General features: G+C 64.3%; 16 protein-coding genes. 5 read left to right on the forward strand and 11 right to left on the reverse strand.

What is annotated here, in order from left to right:
• Positions 1-163: 163 nt before the first annotated feature.
• From QO033_RS04520 to sdhC, 7 genes are all read right to left on the reverse strand, one after another.
• Positions 164-1336, reverse strand: coding sequence for a type III PLP-dependent enzyme (locus tag QO033_RS04520; RefSeq protein ID WP_284479750.1), 1173 nt, complete (start codon positions 1334-1336; stop codon positions 164-166).
• Between the two features lie 509 nt (positions 1337-1845).
• Complete coding sequence (locus tag QO033_RS04525; RefSeq protein ID WP_284479751.1) at positions 1846-2001, reverse strand: hypothetical protein; 156 nt, start codon at positions 1999-2001, stop codon at positions 1846-1848.
• Positions 2002-2192: 191 nt separating this feature from the next.
• Positions 2193-2975 carry a succinate dehydrogenase iron-sulfur subunit gene (locus QO033_RS04530; RefSeq protein ID WP_284479752.1) on the reverse strand — a complete coding sequence of 261 codons (783 nt, stop codon included), beginning with the start codon at positions 2973-2975 and terminating at the stop codon, positions 2193-2195.
• 65 nt (positions 2976-3040) lie between these two features.
• A complete protein-coding gene (locus QO033_RS04535) occupies positions 3041-3835 on the reverse strand; it encodes a hypothetical protein (RefSeq protein WP_284479753.1) in 795 nt (264 codons plus the stop codon).
• 6 nt (positions 3836-3841) lie between these two features.
• On the reverse strand, positions 3842-5647 hold the full coding sequence (sdhA, locus tag QO033_RS04540) for a succinate dehydrogenase flavoprotein subunit (protein WP_284479754.1): 1806 nt from the start codon (positions 5645-5647) through the stop codon (positions 3842-3844).
• Between the two features lie 23 nt (positions 5648-5670).
• The gene (gene sdhD, locus QO033_RS04545; RefSeq protein ID WP_284479755.1) at positions 5671-6042 is read right to left on the reverse strand and encodes a succinate dehydrogenase, hydrophobic membrane anchor protein; all 372 of its coding nucleotides are present in this window, start codon (positions 6040-6042) and stop codon (positions 5671-5673) included.
• A 10-nt stretch (positions 6043-6052) separates the two neighbouring features.
• Positions 6053-6442, reverse strand: coding sequence for a succinate dehydrogenase, cytochrome b556 subunit (gene sdhC, locus QO033_RS04550; protein ID WP_284479756.1), 390 nt, complete (start codon positions 6440-6442; stop codon positions 6053-6055).
• A gap of 313 nt (positions 6443-6755) precedes the next feature.
• Between sdhC and QO033_RS04555 the strand changes: the two genes are divergently transcribed.
• Positions 6756-7892: an alpha/beta fold hydrolase gene (locus QO033_RS04555; RefSeq protein WP_284479757.1), complete on the forward strand. Its 1137-nt coding sequence runs from the start codon at positions 6756-6758 to the stop codon at positions 7890-7892.
• Between the two features lie 17 nt (positions 7893-7909).
• Here the strand turns inward: QO033_RS04555 and QO033_RS04560 are convergent, their stop codons facing one another.
• The 4 genes from QO033_RS04560 to QO033_RS04575 are packed head-to-tail and all read right to left on the reverse strand — an operon-like array spanning position 7910 to position 10562.
• On the reverse strand, positions 7910-8941 hold the full coding sequence (locus tag QO033_RS04560) for a MaoC family dehydratase (protein WP_284479758.1): 1032 nt from the start codon (positions 8939-8941) through the stop codon (positions 7910-7912).
• Positions 8941-9147: a DUF1737 domain-containing protein gene (locus QO033_RS04565; protein WP_284479759.1), complete on the reverse strand. Its 207-nt coding sequence runs from the start codon at positions 9145-9147 to the stop codon at positions 8941-8943. The genes QO033_RS04560 and QO033_RS04565 overlap by 1 nt, the downstream gene beginning before the upstream one ends.
• Positions 9144-9698 (reverse strand): NnrU family protein, encoded by a 555-nt coding sequence (locus QO033_RS04570; protein WP_284479760.1) that lies wholly within the window; start codon positions 9696-9698, stop codon positions 9144-9146. Before QO033_RS04570 ends, QO033_RS04565 begins: the two co-directional genes overlap by 4 nt.
• A gap of 6 nt (positions 9699-9704) precedes the next feature.
• Positions 9705-10562, reverse strand: coding sequence for an HpcH/HpaI aldolase/citrate lyase family protein (locus QO033_RS04575; protein ID WP_284479761.1), 858 nt, complete (start codon positions 10560-10562; stop codon positions 9705-9707).
• Between the two features lie 542 nt (positions 10563-11104).
• Here QO033_RS04575 and mdh point away from each other — a divergent pair.
• The 4 genes from mdh to QO033_RS04595 all read left to right on the forward strand — a co-directional run bounded on the left by mdh (position 11105) and on the right by QO033_RS04595 (position 17995).
• Entirely contained in the window at positions 11105-12067 is a 963-nt protein-coding gene (gene mdh, locus QO033_RS04580) for a malate dehydrogenase (protein WP_284479762.1), read from the forward strand.
• Between the two features lie 342 nt (positions 12068-12409).
• Positions 12410-13603, forward strand: coding sequence for an ADP-forming succinate--CoA ligase subunit beta (sucC, locus tag QO033_RS04585; protein ID WP_284479763.1), 1194 nt, complete (start codon positions 12410-12412; stop codon positions 13601-13603).
• A gap of 89 nt (positions 13604-13692) precedes the next feature.
• A complete protein-coding gene (gene sucD, locus QO033_RS04590) occupies positions 13693-14574 on the forward strand; it encodes a succinate--CoA ligase subunit alpha (protein WP_284479764.1) in 882 nt (293 codons plus the stop codon).
• A gap of 466 nt (positions 14575-15040) precedes the next feature.
• Positions 15041-17995: a 2-oxoglutarate dehydrogenase E1 component gene (locus QO033_RS04595; protein WP_284479765.1), complete on the forward strand. Its 2955-nt coding sequence runs from the start codon at positions 15041-15043 to the stop codon at positions 17993-17995.
• Positions 17996-18002 lie beyond the last annotated feature (7 nt).

Consider the following 18002-nt stretch of genomic DNA (forward strand, 5'->3'; position numbering starts at 1 on the left):
CCCGCCCGCCCCCCCCCCCCCCCCCCGGGGCGCCGGCGCCCCCCCCCCCCGCGGGGGGGGGGCGCCCGGGGGGGGGGGGGGCCCCCCCCCCCCCCCTCCCCCGAATGCGACAACGCCCGGCCGAGGGAGGACCGGGCATTGCTGCTTCTGCGTGGAGACGCGATCAGATCGCGATCACATCCAGCGGCGGAAAGCCGTTGAAGCCCACGCTGGCATAGGTCGAGGTATAGGCGCCGCAGTTCCGGATCAGGATGCGGTCGCCGGACTTCAGGCCCAGCGGCAGCTCGACCGGGCGCTTTTCATAAAGCACGTCGGCGCTGTCGCAGGACGGCCCGGCCAGGATGCAGGCGCCCATCGCCTCGTGATCACGATCGGTCACGAACTGATAGCGGATCGCCTCATCCATGGTTTCCGCCAAGCCGGAGAACTTGCCGATGTCCAGATAGACCCAGCGATGCAGGTCGTTGTCCGACTTGCGCGACACCAGCAGCACCTCGGCGGCGATCATGCCGGCCTCGGCGACCAGGCCGCGGCCCGGCTCTGCCATGATGTGCGGCACATCGCCGAAACGCTCCGCGATCAGCTCCATCACCCGGGCGGCATAGGAGGTCGGGCCCTCGATTTCCTCGCCGTAATAGGCCGGGAAACCGCCGCCGATGTTCAGCAACTCCAGCTCGTGACCGGCCGCATGGGCGGCCTGCCAGACAGCGGCGATCTGATCCAGCGTGGCGGTCCACATCTCGGCGCGTTTGGTCTGGCTGCCGACATGGAACGACAGGCCCGCCGGGGTCAGCCCCAGCGCGACGGCGTAATCCATCAGCGCGATGACCTTGTCCCGGGCGCAGCCGAACTTGCGGCTCAGCGGCCAATCGGCTTCCGAGGCATCGACGATCAGGCGGATGTAGACCCGCGAATCCGGTGCGAATTCGGCAATTTTCTCCAGCTCTTCCTCCGCATCGGCGGCAAAGAGGGTGACACCGGCGTGCCAAGCGAATTCGATATCGCGCGGTTTCTTCACGGTGTTGCCGAAGGAGATATTCTCCGGGTGCGCGCCCAGCGACAGGCACAGCTCGATCTCGGCGCGGGAGGCGGCGTCGAAGCCGGAGCCGAGGTTGACCAGGCGCTCCACGATCTCACGGGCGGGGTTGGCCTTCACGGCGTAATGGATCCGCGCGCGGCCCAGGCCGGCTTTCAGCGCGTGATACTGATCGGCCACGCGATCGACGTCCAGGACCAGGGTCGGACGGTCGAACTGGGTCGAACGGATAAAGGTTTCGATGCGGGATTGCGGGCGCACGTCGTGCGCGACCGGAAAACCGGTTACGTATGCGTTCATTGGTCATCTCCAACAGACCCGGCCATTCCGGTTTCCCGGCGCAGACCGCTCACTTCCAGGGAGACGTTACCGTCGCTACGTAACCGCAGGGGACCTTGCCCCTCTCGCCAGAGGCGCGTGCGTTGGCGTCTTGAGCGCGCATATCGTATCGTTTTGCGAGTCGATCAAGACAAATTTCTGCCTCGGACTCACTTTTTTCGCGAGGGGAGCGAAAATCCCCGTTTCGGGGCCGGATTTCCCTGAAAAACCAGAGAAAACCGAATATGATCAAAACCCTAGCCGCGACCCCGGACGCAGATGCGCGGCATCTTTCCGTCTCCGGCGGGCAGTTCCCCGCCACAGGCCGGACAACGCCAGACGCCGCTGGCGCGATCCAGGCGCCACCGGCAATCTCGGGTCAGCGATGAGGTGAAATGCCGCCAAGTGAAATAGGCGACCAGAGCGAGCAGCAGAAGGGGAAGGAGAAAAACCATTGTCCTGCCGTCCCCGCCCCTGCACCCGCAGCCAGATCAGGCCGCGTTGTGGTAGTGGAAGATCTCTTCCTGATCGGCCACATGCTCTGCTTCCGCCGGCAGTTGCTGCGGCGTGTAATAGGCCCAGGCTTCTTCCAGGATATGCAGGGCGGCCTCGGCGGAGACCTTGGTGTTTTCAGTGCGACGTTCCATCGGACACTCCGTTACAGGTCAGTGCCTCCCTGCGCGGTTACCTAAGCGTTACACTGATCAGAAACACCCCGGAAAATCCGCAACCTCGCCATGCGTTTTCTGCATTGCAGCATCGAAGATGTGTCGAAACGCAAACGCCCCGGGCCCTAACCGGGCCCGGGGCGCTGACAAGAGCATGACGAGGGGTCAGGTCAGACCGCGCGTTCGACCATCATCTTCTTGATTTCCGCAATCGCCTTGGCCGGGTTCAGGCCTTTCGGGCAGGTGCGGGTGCAGTTCATGATGGTGTGGCAGCGATAAAGCTTGAACGGGTCTTCCAGACCGTCCAGGCGTTCGCCGGTGGCCTCATCGCGGCTGTCGATGATCCAGCGATACGCATGCAGCAGCGCGGCCGGGCCCAGGTACCGATCGCCATTCCACCAGTAGGACGGGCAGGAGGTCGAGCAGGAGGCGCACATCACGCACTCATACAGACCGTCGAGCTTCTTGCGGTCCTCGATCGACTGGCGCCATTCCTTGGCAGGCCGGTTGGTCTTGGTTTCCAGCCAGGGCATGATCGAGGCATGCTGCGCATAGAAATGGGTCAGGTCGGGGATCAGGTCCTTGACCACCGGCATATGCGGCAGCGGGTAGATCGACACCACCGATTTCTTGATCTCGTCCAGACCGAAGATACAGGCCAGCGTGTTGTGACCGTCGATGTTCATGGCGCAGGACCCGCAGATCCCCTCGCGGCAGGAGCGGCGGAAGGTCAGGGTCGGGTCGATCTCATTCTTGATCTTGATGAGCGCGTCCAGAACCATCGGCCCGCATTTGTCCATGTCGAGGAAATAGGTATCGACACGGGGATTCTCACCGGTATCGGGGTCCCAGCGGTAGATCTTGAAGGTCCGCAGGTTGGTGGCCCCTTCCGGTTTCGGCCAGGTCTTGCCGGTGGTGATCCGGCTGTTCTTGGGAAGCGTCAGTTGGACCATGTCGTCTCTCCTGCTTCGGTCTGCGGCGCCTCCATCGGAGAGCGCCTCGTAAAGGTTGCTGCTGGTTAGGCGGCTGCCGGGGGTACTGGCAGGGTCTCGACCCAGCTGGTGTCTTTCTCATAGCCCAGCGCGATCAGATCCGCGCCGAACCGGTCTGCATAAATCTCGCCCACCGCGCGGGGCAGCTCGCGCCGCCAGCGCTGCAGACGGCCGGCCGAGGCGATGTGGCTCTCCAGCCGGCCGGTCCGGGCCTCCGCCCGGGACAGGCCGCCGAACAGGCTGTTGTCCCAGAAGGCCTTCAGCCCGGCGGCCAGCTCCGCCCCTTTCAGCCCCAGCGCCGTCAGCGCCCGGCCGAAAAGCGTCCCGTCGCGATCCGCCATCAGCGCCTCATAGCGCAGCTCGGTCGCGCGGGGATCGCCCCAGGGCCAGGCCCGCATCTCTGCCAGCGTCTCGGCGTGCTTGTTCTCCATCTCGAACAGCAGACGCTCCGCCGGATCGGCCAGGGCGTTCAGATGTTCCTGATAGGTCGCCCCGCCCAGATCGGCGCGCGGCTGATGCAGAAACTTCTCGCCCTTGACCGGAGCGCTCAAGTGATAGCCGCAGCCCGACAGAAGGATATCCCGCGGGTCGCGGACCAGGTGCAGAAACGCCACATCCGACCGGTCCCAGATCGCCCGAGGAAACCGCCCGTTCCAGTTGCACAGGAACGCGCGGCCCTCTTCCGGGACCTTGGCCAGCTGGCGATCGGACCACAGCCCGATCCAGGGCACGTCGATGGCATGGCTCAGCGCCCGGACGACCCGTTTGATCCAAACGGTGCCGCCCTTGTGGTGCGTGGCGATGCACATCAGACGCGCCATGGCCGATCAGTAGACCCGCTTCTTCGGCGCGATCTTCTTCAGGTCGATGCCACCGTCTTCGTGCTTGGTCAGCGGGTCAAGGTGCACCGGACGGAAAGTCAGATCGACTTGGTTGCCCTCGACATGCATGATCGAGTGCTTGCGCCATTCGGCATCGTCGCGATCGGGGTAATCCTCGTGGGCATGCGCCCCGCGGGATTCCTTGCGCGCCTCGGCGCCGACGATGGTGGCCAGAGCGTTGGGCATCAGGTTGGTCAGCTCCAGCGTCTCCATCAGGTCGGAGTTCCAGATCAGCGAGCGGTCGGTCACATGGACATCGTCCATCTTCGCGGCCACGGCCTTGACCCGCTCCACCCCTTCGGCCAGCGTCTTGTCGGTGCGGAAGACGGCGGCATCGGCCTGCATGGTCTTCTGCAGCTCAAGCCGCAGCTCGGCGGTGGCGATATTGCCCTTGGCATAGCGCAGGCTGTCGAAGCGCTCGAAGGCCTTGTCGACCGACGCCTGGTTCAGCACCGGGTTCGGCGCCTCGGGATCGACCACCTCACCGGCGCGGATAGCGGCGGCGCGGCCAAAGACCACGAGGTCGATCAGCGAGTTGGAGCCGAGACGGTTGGCACCGTGCACCGAGGCACAGCCAGCCTCGCCCACGGCCATCAGACCGGGCACGATGGCATCGGGATCGTCGGCGGTCGGGTTCAGCGCCTCGCCCCAATAGTTGGTCGGAATACCACCCATGTTGTAGTGCACGGTCGGCAGCACCGGGATCGGCTCCTTGGTGACGTCGACACCGGCGAAGATACGCGCCGATTCCGAAATCCCCGGCAGCCGTTCGGCCAGCGCCTCTTTCGGCAGGTGGCTCAGGTTCAGGTGGATGTGATCGCCATGCTCGCCGACACCGCGGCCTTCGCGGATCTCGATGGTCATGCAGCGCGACACCACATCGCGGGAGGCCAGGTCCTTATAGGTCGGCGCGTACCGCTCCATGAAGCGTTCGCCTTCGGAGTTGGTCAGATAGCCGCCCTCGCCGCGCGCCCCTTCGGTGATCAGACAGCCGGAGCCGTAGATGCCGGTGGGGTGGAACTGGACGAACTCCATGTCCTGCAGCGCCAGACCGGCCCGGGCCACCATGCCGCCGCCGTCGCCGGTGCAGGTATGCGCCGAGGTGGCGGAGAAATAGGCACGCCCGTAACCGCCGGTGGCCAGAACCACCATCTTGGCGTTGAACACGTGCATGGTGCCGTCGTCGAGCTTCCAGCAGACCACGCCCTGACACTGCCCGTCTTCGGACATGATCAGGTCGATCGCGAAATACTCGATGTAGAACTCGGCCTTCTGCTTCAGCGACTGGCCGTAGAGCGTGTGCAGGATGGCGTGGCCGGTACGGTCGGCCGCGGCGCAGGTGCGCTGCACGGGCGGGCCTTCGCCGAATTCGGTGGTGTGGCCGCCGAAGGGCCGCTGGTAGATCTTGCCCTCTTCGGTACGGCTGAAGGGCACGCCGTAGTGTTCCAGCTCATAGACCGCCGCGGGGGCGGAGCGAGCCAGATATTCCATCGCGTCGGTGTCGCCCAGCCAGTCGGACCCCTTGACGGTGTCATACATGTGCCACTGCCAGTTGTCCGGGCCCATGTTCGACAGCGAGGCGGCGATGCCCCCCTGCGCGGCGACGGTATGCGAACGGGTCGGGAAAACCTTGGTCACACAGGCGGTCCTGAGACCCTGTTCTGCCATGCCCAGCGTGGCACGGAGCCCCGCGCCGCCGGCACCGACAACCACGACGTCATAATTATGCGTCTCGTATTCGTAAGCAGCCATTGCTTGTAGTCTCCCGTTCGGGGTTAGAGCGCGATGCGGGCGATGGAGAAGACCCCAACCGCCATCGCGGCATAGCTCAGGCACATCACGGCGATGATCAGCCCGCGCTGTTTCCAGCCGTGCACATAGTCCTCGATGGCCATCTGCGCGCCCATGTGGAAGTGGCGGAAGCCCACCACCAGCGTCAGCGCCGCGACAATCGCCGGGAACGGACGCGAATAATAGTCGAGCACCACCTCATAGGGCGATCCGAGCACGGAGCCAAAGGTGAAGATGAACAGCGGGATCAGCACGATCAGGGCGATGGAGCTGACCTTCATCGCCCAGAAATGATGAACGCCGGACTTTGCGGTGCCCAGCCCGTCAACGCGCTTGCGGTCCGTCAGGTAACGCATGGGGGTCTCCTCAGATAACCGCGACAGTGATAAGGGTCAGCAGGACGGAACCGATGATCGCGGCCCAGCCCATCTTGTCGGAGGTGGACATGTCCAGCCCGACGCCGTTTTCCCAGATCAGGTGCCGGATGCCGGCCAGCAGGTGATACCAGATCCCCCAGAGAGACAGGAACATCACCAGATCGCCGATGAAGCTGGTGACGATCCAGTCCACCACGGCGAAATATTCCGGCGCCGTTGCGGCGGCGAGGAACCACCAGACGATCAGCAGCGCCGCGACGAGCATCGCATTGCCGGTGATCCGGTTCAGGATCGAGGTTACGGAATTGAGCTGAAACCTGTAATACTTGCCCAGCATGAATGGCGAAAGCGGGCGATTGCCCCGATTGACATCGGCCATGTTGGCTCCTTTCCGGTTGGCTGCGCCGTTTGTACTTGTTTTCGCGCAACTGTCACGCTCAGGCCAGATCAAAATCCACGGTTTTTGAGGTGCTGAGACAGAATATTCGCAGATGTGATCACATGAAACGGGCGCGTGATCACAAAACTCGCACCTTTACCTGACGCGCCGCGACGGAACCCCGGGGCTGAGTCTCTCGCCTACGCGACCCCATCGGCCGGGGTTGGCCGGCGGCGCGACGGCAGGCTTGCAACCGGCCCGTTCCCGTCCAAATCTGACGACAAGGGGGGCGAAGCGTCAGAAAGGACCTGCGATGACCCAGACAGACAAGAGCCCGGAGTCAGATCACCTGAGAGAAGAGTTGAGCGTGCCGTTCTTCTGGCCCATGGCGGCCGGCATAGAACTGGGCGAGGCCGGGCTGGATCTGTTTCGCCGCAACATGAAGTTCGTCAGCCTGGCCGAGAAGGTCGATCATCCGCCGGAACCGACCTGGGCGACGGCGAATGAAATCCGGCTGGATCTGGACACCATGCGGCTGCGGGATTTCTCTGCCCCCGGCGCCGGGGGCGTGCCGGTTCTGGTCGATGCGCCCTTTGCCGGCCACAGCTCCACCATCGCCGATTTCGGCATCGGCCAGAGCCTGGTGAAAACCCTGCTCGACAACGGCATCGGCCGGGTGCTGGTGACCGAATGGAAATCCGCCACGCCGGAGATGCGCGATTTCGACATCGACAAATACCTGGCCGAGATCAACGTCGTGGTGGATGACCTCGGCGGCCGGGTGAATCTGGTCGGCCTGTGCCAGGGCGGCTGGATGTCGTCGATGTACGCCAGCCGCTTCCCCGACAAGGTGGCGAGCCTGGTGCTGGCCGGCTCCCCCATCGACACCAATGCCGGCGCGGGCCCGATCCGCGAGATGGCCCACAGCCTGCCGCTCAGCTTCTACAAGGAGCTGGTCGAACAGGGCGGCGGCCGGATGCTGGGCAAGAACATGCTGGCGGGCTGGAAGAACATGCATCCCGACAAGCAGTATGTGGAAAAATACCTCACGCTTTATGAGCATGTCGACGATGCCGATTACATCGCCCGCACCGAGAACTTCGAAAGCTGGTATGAGAACCCGGTCGACCTGCCCGGCGTCTATTACCTTCAGGCCATCGACCTGCTGTTCAAACAGAACCTCTTCGCCAAGGGGGAATTCGTGGCGCTGGGGCAGACGCTGTCGCTGAAGTCTGTCACCTGCCCCGCCTATCTGCTGGCCGGCGAGGCCGACGACATCACAACCAAGGAACAGGTCTTCGCCGCCCGCGATCTGCTTGGCACGCCGAAGAAGCATATCGCCGAAAAGCTGGTGCCCGGCGGCCATATCGGCCTGTTCATGGGCTCGCGCACCCTGAAAGAGGCCTGGCCGGCGATCGCCAACTGGCTGAAGGAAAACGGCGGGGCCTGAGCCCCGCCGCCACAGGTTTACATCGGCATCAGCGCCCAATAATCGAGATCGAGCAGAACCTCGGGCTTGTATTTGCCGTCCTCGCCCTTCAGCTCGAACGGCGTGCCGCCCTTGGTGGCGACCAACCGAAGCCGGATCGCGCCGACGCCGGGCGCCGCGGTCTCGGCCTTGTCCAGCACTTCGGACCAGGCCTTGACGGTCTGTCCGGCGAAACAGGGGTTCGCATGCGCCCCGCCGTTCAGCCCGACGATCATCTGCGCGTTGGCCAGCCCGTTGAAGCTGAGCGCCCGGGCCATGGAAATCACGTGGCCGCCATAGATCAGCCGGCCTTCCGGGCGGAAGGTCAGGTCGAAATGCACCTTGGCAGTGTTCTGCCACAGGCGGGTGGCCAGCATATGCTCGGCCTCCTCGATGGTGACACCATCGACGTGGTCGATCGTCTCGCCCACCGCGTAGTCCCCCCAGCGATGCGGCTCCCCCGCCAGGGCGAAATCGTAGTTGCTGAAATCCAGCCCCTCCGGGATCACCAGATCGGCGGGTGCCAGCACCTTCTTCAGCTCGGGCACAACGGTTTCCGGCGCCGGCGCGTCGAGGTTGGATTTGCGCACCATCACCCAGCGCACATAGTCCATCACCACCTCGTCCCGCTGGTTCAGGCCACGGGTGCGGACATAGACCACGCCGGTCTTGCCGTTGGAGTTCTGCTTGAGCCCGATCACCTCGGATTCAGACCGCAGCGTATCGCCTTCATAGACCGGCAGCAGCCAGCGGCCTTCGGCATAGCCGAGGTTCGCCACCGCGTTCAGCGACACGTCCGGAACGGTCTTGCCGAAAACCACGTGGAAGGCGGCCAGATCGTCGATCGGCGATTTCGGCAGCCCGCAGTCCTGCGCGAAGGCGTCCGAGGAATAGAGCGCATGCCGCGCCGGATAGAGCGCGTGATAGAGCGCCCGCTCCCCCCCCGAAACGGTGCGCGGCACCGCGTGTTTCAGCACGTCGCCAACGGCGTAGTCTTCGAAAAACCGGCCCGGATTGGTCTTGGCGGCCATCATTGCTCTCCCAGTTTCAGGTCAGGGGTATAGGGCACCTCCACCTCCTTGGTGACGGCCTGACCGCAGCGCATCACACCACGCGCCGCGTCAAAAGCATAGGTGGGCGCGCCCTGCAGCACCCAGCCCTGGGCCAGCGCCTTGCTGACCTTGTGACAGAAGGCCGAGGTGTCGTCCTCGGTCAGGAAACGATAAAGCGTGGTCATGATCCAAACACCGGATAGCCCAGAAGGCCGTGAATATAGCCGATGATGCCCATCAGCACGATTGAGGCGACGAAGAACATCGCATCCTTGGCGTAGCTGCCCGCCGGTCCCGGGGTCCAGTTCGGCTCGGCCCGGTTGATCACCTTCATCTCGACCAGCGCCCACAGGAAGATGCCGCCGAACAGGACGATCGAGGCCAGATCACCGTTCACCAGCAGGTGCGCGATGGACCAGCCGTGCACGCCGCCCAGCATCGGGTGACGCACCTTGTTCAGCAGCCGCCCCTTCTTGCCCGCCGGGCTGAGCAGGAAGATCGCGATCAGCACCAGCAGGTTGTTGATGTGGATGGTGAAGGACGGCGGCGTCCAGACCGTAATGAAGGGCGCCGCCCGGAAGCCGATCACCATCAGAACGATGGCCACCACCAGCAGCAGCGCGACAACACCCTTACCGGCGTCGCCCATGGCGGCGCGGCGCGCCGGCGCCACCCGCTTGAACAGATGGGCGGCCCACCACAGCGCCAGCCCGAGAATCAGAAGTGTAAAGCCCATGCCGGCTTACCCCGCTTGCAATGCCTCGATTGCTTCGGCTTTTGCCAGAATCTCGCGGGCGGTGACAACATGCAGGTTCTCGACGATCTTACCGTCGACCACCGCGACCCCCTGCCCCGACGCCTCGACTTCCTCGAAAGCGGTGATCTGGCGGCGCGCCAGGTCGATTTCGGCCTCGGAGGGGGCGAAGGCAGCATTGGTCACCTCCACCTGCGCCGGGTGGATCAGCGTCTTGCCGTCAAAGCCCATGTCGCGGCCCTGGGCGCACTCGGCGGCCAGCCCCTCGTCGTCCTTGAAGGCGTTATAGACACCGTCGACGATGATCAGCCCCTCAGCCTTGGCGGCCAGCAGACACAGGCCGAGCCCCGCCATCATCGGCAGGCGGTCGGCGCGGAACCGGGTCTGCAGTTCCTTCGCCAGATCGTTGGTGCCCATCACCATGCCGGTCAGCAGCGGATGCGCGGCGATCTCGGCCGCGTTCAGCATGCCGCGCGGCGTCTCCATCATCGCCCAGACCGGCAGATCGCCGGTGATCGCCGCCAGCGCGTCGATATCTGCGGCAGAGCCAACCTTGGGCAGCAGCACCACATCGGCATCCATATCGCAGACCGCGCGGGCATCGTCGGCGCCCCAGGGGGTGTCCAGCCCGTTGATCCGCACGATCTTGACCCGCTGACCATAGCCGCCCTCGGCCAGCGCCTGCTTCAGCGTGTCGCGGGCGTTTTCCTTCTCATCGGCGGAGACCGCATCTTCCAGATCGAAGATGATCGCGTCCACCGGCAGGCCACGGGCCTTGTCCAGCGCGCGCGGCTTCGAGCCGGGGATATAGAGGACGGAACGGTAGGGGCGCGAACGGGGGTCCATGAATCTCTCCTCGGGTCATAATATTGCGCGGGAAAGGGGCATTCTTTTCCGGAAAATTCAAGAGGAAATCGCCGCGCCGCAGAAAAGACGCCCAAAAGACCGGGCAAACCACCGCCACGACAGGGACCACGCCCGGATTTCACCCGCGGATGACGGGCCCCGGGCAGTTTGAAAAGGCCTGAGGCCGCCCGCTGCAGCGGTGCCGCGCCCGCCGCCGGAGCGGTGGCAGAGCCGCGGCCCCCACGTATCAGAATCGAGGACTCAGTTCGACCTCACGTTGCGTCACCGCCCCGGTCCGGCGTCGCGCTCCGGCCATCGCAGCGCCCGCAAGCGATCATTGCGCGGGCGCTGGCGGCGAAAATCCACCCGCCGGCCCCGCCCGGCGTGGCGATGGCTAACAGTCCGTTATACAAATACTTTTTCCAGGGAACCGGCGCTGCGGCCGGTGCTGCACTGCGGCGGCGGCATGCGGCCAAGTCTTGCGCCTGAGCCCGTAAGGCACTACGCAACCGGAAATTCCAACCCGACCGGAGAATAGTTCCATGGCCAGACCCAAGATTGCCCTGATCGGTGCAGGTCAGATTGGCGGTACGCTCGCCCACCTCGCTGCTCTGAAAGAACTGGGCGATGTCGTCCTGTTCGACATTGCCGAAGGCACGCCGGAAGGCAAGGCGCTCGACATCGCCGAATCCGGCCCCTCCGAAGGGTTCGATGCCTCGCTGAAAGGCACCCAGTCCTATGAGGACATCGCTGGCGCCGACGTCTGCATCGTCACTGCCGGTGTGCCGCGCAAGCCGGGCATGAGCCGCGACGACCTGCTGGGCATCAACCTGAAAGTCATGAAATCCGTGGGCGAAGGCATCGGCCAGCACGCTCCCGACGCTTTCGTGATCTGCATCACCAACCCGCTCGACGCGATGGTCTGGGCGCTGCAGAAATTCTCGGGCCTGCCCGCGAACAAGGTCTGCGGCATGGCCGGTGTGCTCGACTCCGCCCGCTTCCGCCACTTCCTGTCGCTGGAATTTGGCGTGTCGATGAAAGACGTCACCGCCTTCGTTCTGGGCGGCCACGGCGACACCATGGTGCCGTCGGTCCGTTATTCGACGGTCGCCGGTATCCCGCTGCCCGACCTGATCGAAATGGGCTGGACCACGCAGGAGAAGCTGGACAGCATCCTGCAGCGCACCCGTGACGGTGGCGCCGAGATCGTCGGCCTGCTGAAAACCGGCTCGGCCTTCTACGCGCCGGCAACCTCGGCCATCGAAATGGCCGAAGCCTATCTGAAAGACCAAAAGCGCGTTCTGCCCTGCGCCGCCTACTGCGATGGCGAGCTGGGCGTGAAAGACATGTATGTGGGCGTGCCCACCGTGATCGGCGCCGGCGGCATCGAGAAGATCGTCGACATCAAGCTCAACAAAGAAGAGCAGGAAATGTTCGACAAATCGGTCAACGCCGTCAAAGGCCTGGTTGAAGCCTGCAAAGGCATCGACGGCAGCCTGGCATAAGCCTGACGCGACCAGAATTCGGAACGGGCCGGTGCAGATGCGCCGGCCCGTTTTCGTTCGGCCCCGGCCCGCGGGCGGAACGCGACATCGCACCACAGCGCAGCGACGCAGGTCACCCGGCGCAGCATTCGACCACGCAGACACGTGCGCGTGAGTGATTCTTTCAAAGTGACCCGCTTCCGACCCCGCCATCCGGTTTGTGATCACAGATTTTCGGGGTGTGATCACAGAATGGGAAAATTTCCGCCGAAACCTTTTCCGCCGCCGGAAAACCCTTTATCTGGCAGGGGCAGACATGCCTATACAGGCTAAATCGCAGCCCGACGGGAGGACATTCTACCCATGAACATCCATGAATACCAAGCCAAGGCGCTTCTGCGCAGCTACGGCGCGCCGGTATCTGACGGCCGTGCCGTTCTGAAAGCCGAAGACGCCAAGACCGCCGCAGGCGAGCTCGACGGGCCGCTCTGGGTCGTCAAAGCGCAAATCCACGCCGGCGGCCGGGGCAAGGGTAAGTTCAAGGAAGCCGAAGCTGGTGAAAAAGGCGGTGTGCGCCTGGCCAAATCGGTGGAAGAGGCTGCCGAGCTTGCCAAGCAGATGCTGGGCAAGACCCTGGTGACCCATCAGACCGGCCCGGCCGGCAAGCAAGTCAACCGCATCTACATCGAAGACGGCTCCGACATCACCAGCGAACTCTACCTGGCGCTGCTGGTGGACCGTCAGACCAGCCGCATCAGCTTCGTCTGCTCGACCGAAGGCGGTATGGATATCGAAGAGGTCGCCGCCTCCACCCCTGAGAAAATCCTCAGCTTCTCGGTCGATCCGGCCACCGGCTACCAGCCGTTCCACGGCCGTCGCATCGCCTTCTCGCTGGGCCTCGAAGGGGCGCAGGTCAAGCAATGCGTGGCGCTGATGGGCAATCTCTATAAAGCCTTCGTCGAGAAGGACATGGAGATGCTGGAAATCAACCCGCTGATCGTGATGACCGACGGCAACCTCAAGGTGCTGGACGCCAAGCTGGGCTTCGACGGAAACGCGATCTATCGCCACCCCGATATCGCCGAGCTGCGCGACACCACCGAGGAAGACCCGAAAGAGCTGGAAGCCTCGAAATACGATCTGAACTACATCGCGCTGGATGGTGAGATCGGCTGCATGGTGAACGGCGCCGGCCTGGCGATGGCCACCATGGACATCATCAAGCTCTACGGTGCGGAACCGGCCAACTTCCTCGACGTCGGCGGCGGCGCCACCAAGGAGAAGGTGACCGAGGCGTTCAAGATCATCACCTCCGACCCGAACGTGAAGGGCATCCTGGTGAACATCTTCGGCGGCATCATGCGTTGCGACGTCATCGCCGAGGGCGTGATCGCCGCGGTGAAGGAAGTGGGCCTGCAGGTTCCGCTGGTCGTCCGTCTGGAAGGCACCAACGTCGAACTCGGCAAGAAGATCATCAACGAGTCCGGTCTGGACGTGATCGCCGCCGACAACCTGTCCGACGGTGCCGAGAAGATCGTGAAAGCGGTCAAGGGCTGAGCGTTTGAGGTGCAGCGGGCTCCGGCCCCGGCGCCTCACCAGTAGAGAACACAAGCGGCCCCGCCGCCAGAAATCAGGAGAACGCCAACATGGCAGTCCTCGTCAACGAAAACACCAAGGTCATCTGTCAGGGCTTCACCGGCTCGCAGGGCACCTTCCACTCTGAACAGGCCATCGCCTACGGCACCAAGATGGTCGGCGGCGTCACCCCGGGCAAGGGCGGCCAGACCCATCTGGATCTGCCGGTCTTCAACTCGGTGCACGAAGCCAAGGCCGTGACCGAGGCCAATGCCTCCGTGATCTATGTTCCGCCGCCCTTCGCGGCCGACTCGATCCTCGAGGCGATCGACGCCGAGATGGAGCTGATCGTCTGCATCACCGAAGGCATTCCGGTGCTGGACATGATGAAGGTGAAGCGCGCGCTGATGGACAGCAAATCGCGGCTGATCGGCCCGAACTGCCCCGGTGTCATCACCCCCGGCGCCTGCAAGATCGGCATCATGCCCGGCCACATCCACAAGCGTGGCTCGGTCGGCGTCGTGTCGCGCTCCGGCACGCTGACCTATGAGGCGGTCAAGCAGACCTCCGACATCGGTCTGGGTCAGTCCTCGGCTGTCGGCATCGGCGGCGACCCGATCAAGGGCACCGAACACATCGACGTGCTGGACATGTTCCTGGACGATCCGGAGACCCAGTCGATCATCATGATCGGCGAAATCGGCGGGTCCGCGGAAGAAGAAGCCGCCGAATTCTTGGCCGAGCAGAAGAAAAAAGGCCGCTGGAAGCCGGTCGCTGGCTTCATCGCCGGTCGTACCGCCCCTCCGGGCCGCCGCATGGGCCACGCAGGCGCCATCGTCGCCGGCGGCAAAGGCGGTGCCGAAGACAAGATCGAAGCCATGAAATCGGCCGGGATCGTGGTGGCGGACAGCCCCGCCGGCCTCGGCGAAGCCGTGCTGAAAGCCATCGGCTGATACACTCTGGACGTCGGGCGGATCGCTCCGCCCGATGCCCGAATTCTGTTTGACGAACGCCGCCCGCGTCGGGCGGCGTGACCCCTTGGAGGCCTGGCAGATGCCAGTCGACATGTCGCACAAACGGATGACTTCCCGGACAGGCAGACTTGCCATGGCCGGAACGGCGCATCTGTGCGAGGTGCCGGCATGAGCTCCCTCGCCCCCGACCCGGCCCCAGCGCCGCAGCCCGAAGAAGTCCCGCAGCGCCGGCGCCCGCAGGCCGGCTCCCGGTCTCTGCCGCATCGTCCCGCCGCGCTGCCGCCCCCGGCCGGCGCCCCGCCCTGGGCCCTGCGCCATCTCCTCGCTCCGCCCCGATCCCGCCGCTCCGGCGTCCGCAGACCGGCCCTGAAACAGGCCCGCACTCAGGATCAGGTCGGCCCCGCCCCCTTCGCCATCCGCGCGCAAGCCCCTCAGAGGTAGCACCATGACAGAGCATTCCCCAAACGACCTTTTCCACGCTTCCAGCTTCATGCAGGGGCAGAACGCGGAATACCTCGATCAGCTCTATGCCCAATATGCCGGCGACCCCAATGCGGTCGACGCCGCCTGGGCCGATTTCTTCCGCCAGCTCGGCGATGACGAGCTTGACGTCAAAGCCGAAGCCAAGGGCCCGTCCTGGGCCCGCACCGACTGGCCGCCGATGCCGACCGACGAACTGACCGCGGCGCTGACCGGCGAATGGCCGGCCGCCGAGGTGAAGGCCGCCGGCGAGAAGATCAGCAAGAAGGCCCAGGAATCCGGTGTCGCGGTCAGCGACGACGCCATCAAGCGGGCGGTGCTGGATTCGATCCGCGCGCTGATGCTGATCCGCGCCTATCGCATCCGCGGCCATCTGGTGGCCGATCTCGATCCGCTGGGCATGCGCCAGGAAACCCCGCACCCCGAGCTCGACCCGAAGACCTACGGCTTTACCGAGGCCGACATGGACCGGCCGATCTTCATCGACAACGTGCTGGGTCTGCAGGTCGCCTCGATGCGGCAGATCATCGACATCGTGAAGCGGACCTATTGCGGCACCTTCGCGCTGCAGTACATGCATATCTCCAACCCCGAGGAAGCCGCCTGGCTGAAAGAGCGGATCGAAGGGCTGGGCAAGGAAATCGCCTTCACCCGCGAAGGCCGCAAGGCGATCCTGAACAAGATGGTCGAAGCCGAGGGCTTCGAGAAATTCCTCCACGTCAAATACATGGGCACCAAGCGCTTCGGCCTCGACGGCGGCGAAGCACTGATCCCGGCGATGGAACAGATCATCAAGCGCGGCGGCTCGCTGGGCCTGAAGGAAATCGTCATCGGCATGCCGCACCGCGGCCGGCTCAGCGTGCTGGCCAACGTGATGAGCAAACCCTACCGGGCGATCTTCAACGAATTCCAGGGCGGCAGCTTCAAACCCGACGACGTCGACGGGTCGGGTGACGTGAAATACCACCTCGGCGCCTCCTCCGACCGCGAATTCGACGGCAACAAGGTCCACCTCAGCCTGACCGCCAACCCCTCGCACCTCGAGGCGGTGAACCCGGTGGTTCTGGGCAAGGTCCGGGCCAAGCAGGACCAGCTGAACGACACCGACCGCACCCAGGTGATGGGCGTTCTGCTGCATGGTGACGCGGCCTTCGCCGGCCAGGGCGTCGTGGCCGAGGGGCTGGGCCTGTCCGGCCTGCGCGGCCATCGCACCGGCGGCACCATACACTTCATCGTCAACAACCAGATCGGCTTCACCACCGCGCCGCATTTCTCGCGCAGCTCGCCCTATCCGACCGACATCGCCCTGATGGTCGAGGCGCCGATCTTCCACGTCAACGGCGACGATCCGGAGGCCGTGGTGCATGCCGCCAAGGTCGCGACCGAGTTCCGCCAGAAGTTCCACAAGGACGTGGTCATCGACATGTTCTGCTATCGCCGCTTCGGTCACAACGAAGGCGATGAGCCGATGTTCACCAACCCGGTGATGTACAAGAAGATCAAGACCCACAAGACCACGCTCAGCCTCTATACCGAGACGCTGGTCAAGGACGGGCTGATCCCCGAGGGCGAGATCGAGGACATGAAGGCCGCCTTCCAGGCCCACCTGAACGAAGAGTTCGAGGCCGGCAAGGATTACAAGCCCAACAAGGCGGACTGGCTGGATGGCCGCTGGTCTGGTCTGAACCGCGAGGGCGAGGAATACGTCCGCGGCGAGACCGCGATCAGCCCCGACACCCTGCAGGAGGTCGGCCATGGCCTGACCGCCGTGCCCGAGGGCTTCGCGCTGCACAAGACCGTGGGCCGTCTGCTGGAATCCAAGAAGGACATGTTCGCCAAGGGCGAAGGCTTCGACTGGGCAACCGGTGAGGCGCTGGCCTTCGGCTCGCTGCTGACCGAAGGCTACCGCGTGCGTCTGGCCGGTCAGGACTCCACCCGCGGCACCTTCTCGCAACGGCATTCCGGCCTGATCAACCAGAACACCGAGGAACGCTATTATCCCCTGAACAACATCCGCGCGGGCCAGGCCCATTACGAAGTCATCGACTCGATGCTGTCGGAATATGCGGTGCTGGGCTTCGAATACGGCTACTCGCTGGCCGAACCGAACGCGCTGACGCTGTGGGAAGCCCAGTTCGGCGATTTCGCCAACGGCGCCCAGATCATGTTCGACCAGTTCATCAGCTCGGGCGAAAGCAAGTGGCTGCGGATGTCGGGCCTGGTGGTGCTGCTGCCGCACGGGTTCGAGGGCCAGGGACCGGAGCACTCCTCCGCCCGTCTGGAACGCTTCCTGCAGCTCTGCGGTCAGGACAACTGGATCGTCGCCAACTGCTCGACCCCGGCGAACTACTTCCACATCCTGCGCCGGCAGCTGCACCGCTCGTTCCGCAAGCCGCTGATCCTGATGACGCCGAAGTCGCTGCTGCGCCACAAGCTGGCGGTCAGCAAGGCCGAGGATTTCACCACCGGCTCCAGCTTCCACCGCGTTCTCTGGGATGATGCGGAAAAGGGCAGCTCGACCACCAAGCTGGCGGCAGACGACAAGATCAAGCGCGTCGTGATGTGTTCGGGCAAGGTCTATTACGACCTGCTGGAAGAACGCGACGCCCGCGGTATCGACGATGTCTATCTGCTGCGGATCGAACAGTTCTATCCCTTCCCGGCGATCTCGCTGGTCAAGGAGCTGGAACGCTTCAAGGGCGCCGAGATGATCTGGTGCCAGGAAGAGCCCAAGAACCAGGGTGCCTGGACCTTCATCGAGCCCAATATCGAATGGGCGCTGACCCGCATCGGGGCCAAGCACCAGCGGCCGCGCTATGTGGGTCGCGTCACCTCGGCCTCCCCCGCCACGGGTCTGGCCAGCCAACACAAAGCCCAACAAGAGGCGCTCGTGAACGAAGCGCTGACGATCGAAGGATAACGGAACA

The organism is Pseudodonghicola flavimaris (genome assembly GCF_030164425.1).
In the GTDB taxonomy this organism is placed as follows: domain Bacteria; phylum Pseudomonadota; class Alphaproteobacteria; order Rhodobacterales; family Rhodobacteraceae; genus Pseudodonghicola; species Pseudodonghicola flavimaris.

Coding starts and splice junctions, on each gene's coding strand:
- QO033_RS04520 (WP_284479750.1), bottom strand. CDS start 1,336: ATGAACGCATACGTAACCGGTTTTCCGGTCGCGCACGACGTGCGCCCG.
- QO033_RS04525 (WP_284479751.1), bottom strand. CDS start 2,001: ATGGAACGTCGCACTGAAAACACCAAGGTCTCCGCCGAGGCCGCCCTG.
- QO033_RS04530 (WP_284479752.1), bottom strand. CDS start 2,975: ATGGTCCAACTGACGCTTCCCAAGAACAGCCGGATCACCACCGGCAAG.
- QO033_RS04535 (WP_284479753.1), bottom strand. CDS start 3,835: ATGGCGCGTCTGATGTGCATCGCCACGCACCACAAGGGCGGCACCGTT.
- sdhA (WP_284479754.1), bottom strand. CDS start 5,647: ATGGCTGCTTACGAATACGAGACGCATAATTATGACGTCGTGGTTGTC.
- sdhD (WP_284479755.1), bottom strand. CDS start 6,042: ATGCGTTACCTGACGGACCGCAAGCGCGTTGACGGGCTGGGCACCGCA.
- sdhC (WP_284479756.1), bottom strand. CDS start 6,442: ATGGCCGATGTCAATCGGGGCAATCGCCCGCTTTCGCCATTCATGCTG.
- QO033_RS04555 (WP_284479757.1), top strand. CDS start 6,756: ATGACCCAGACAGACAAGAGCCCGGAGTCAGATCACCTGAGAGAAGAG.
- QO033_RS04560 (WP_284479758.1), bottom strand. CDS start 8,941: ATGGCCGCCAAGACCAATCCGGGCCGGTTTTTCGAAGACTACGCCGTT.
- QO033_RS04565 (WP_284479759.1), bottom strand. CDS start 9,147: ATGACCACGCTTTATCGTTTCCTGACCGAGGACGACACCTCGGCCTTC.
- QO033_RS04570 (WP_284479760.1), bottom strand. CDS start 9,698: ATGGGCTTTACACTTCTGATTCTCGGGCTGGCGCTGTGGTGGGCCGCC.
- QO033_RS04575 (WP_284479761.1), bottom strand. CDS start 10,562: ATGGACCCCCGTTCGCGCCCCTACCGTTCCGTCCTCTATATCCCCGGC.
- mdh (WP_284479762.1), top strand. CDS start 11,105: ATGGCCAGACCCAAGATTGCCCTGATCGGTGCAGGTCAGATTGGCGGT.
- sucC (WP_284479763.1), top strand. CDS start 12,410: ATGAACATCCATGAATACCAAGCCAAGGCGCTTCTGCGCAGCTACGGC.
- sucD (WP_284479764.1), top strand. CDS start 13,693: ATGGCAGTCCTCGTCAACGAAAACACCAAGGTCATCTGTCAGGGCTTC.
- QO033_RS04595 (WP_284479765.1), top strand. CDS start 15,041: ATGACAGAGCATTCCCCAAACGACCTTTTCCACGCTTCCAGCTTCATG.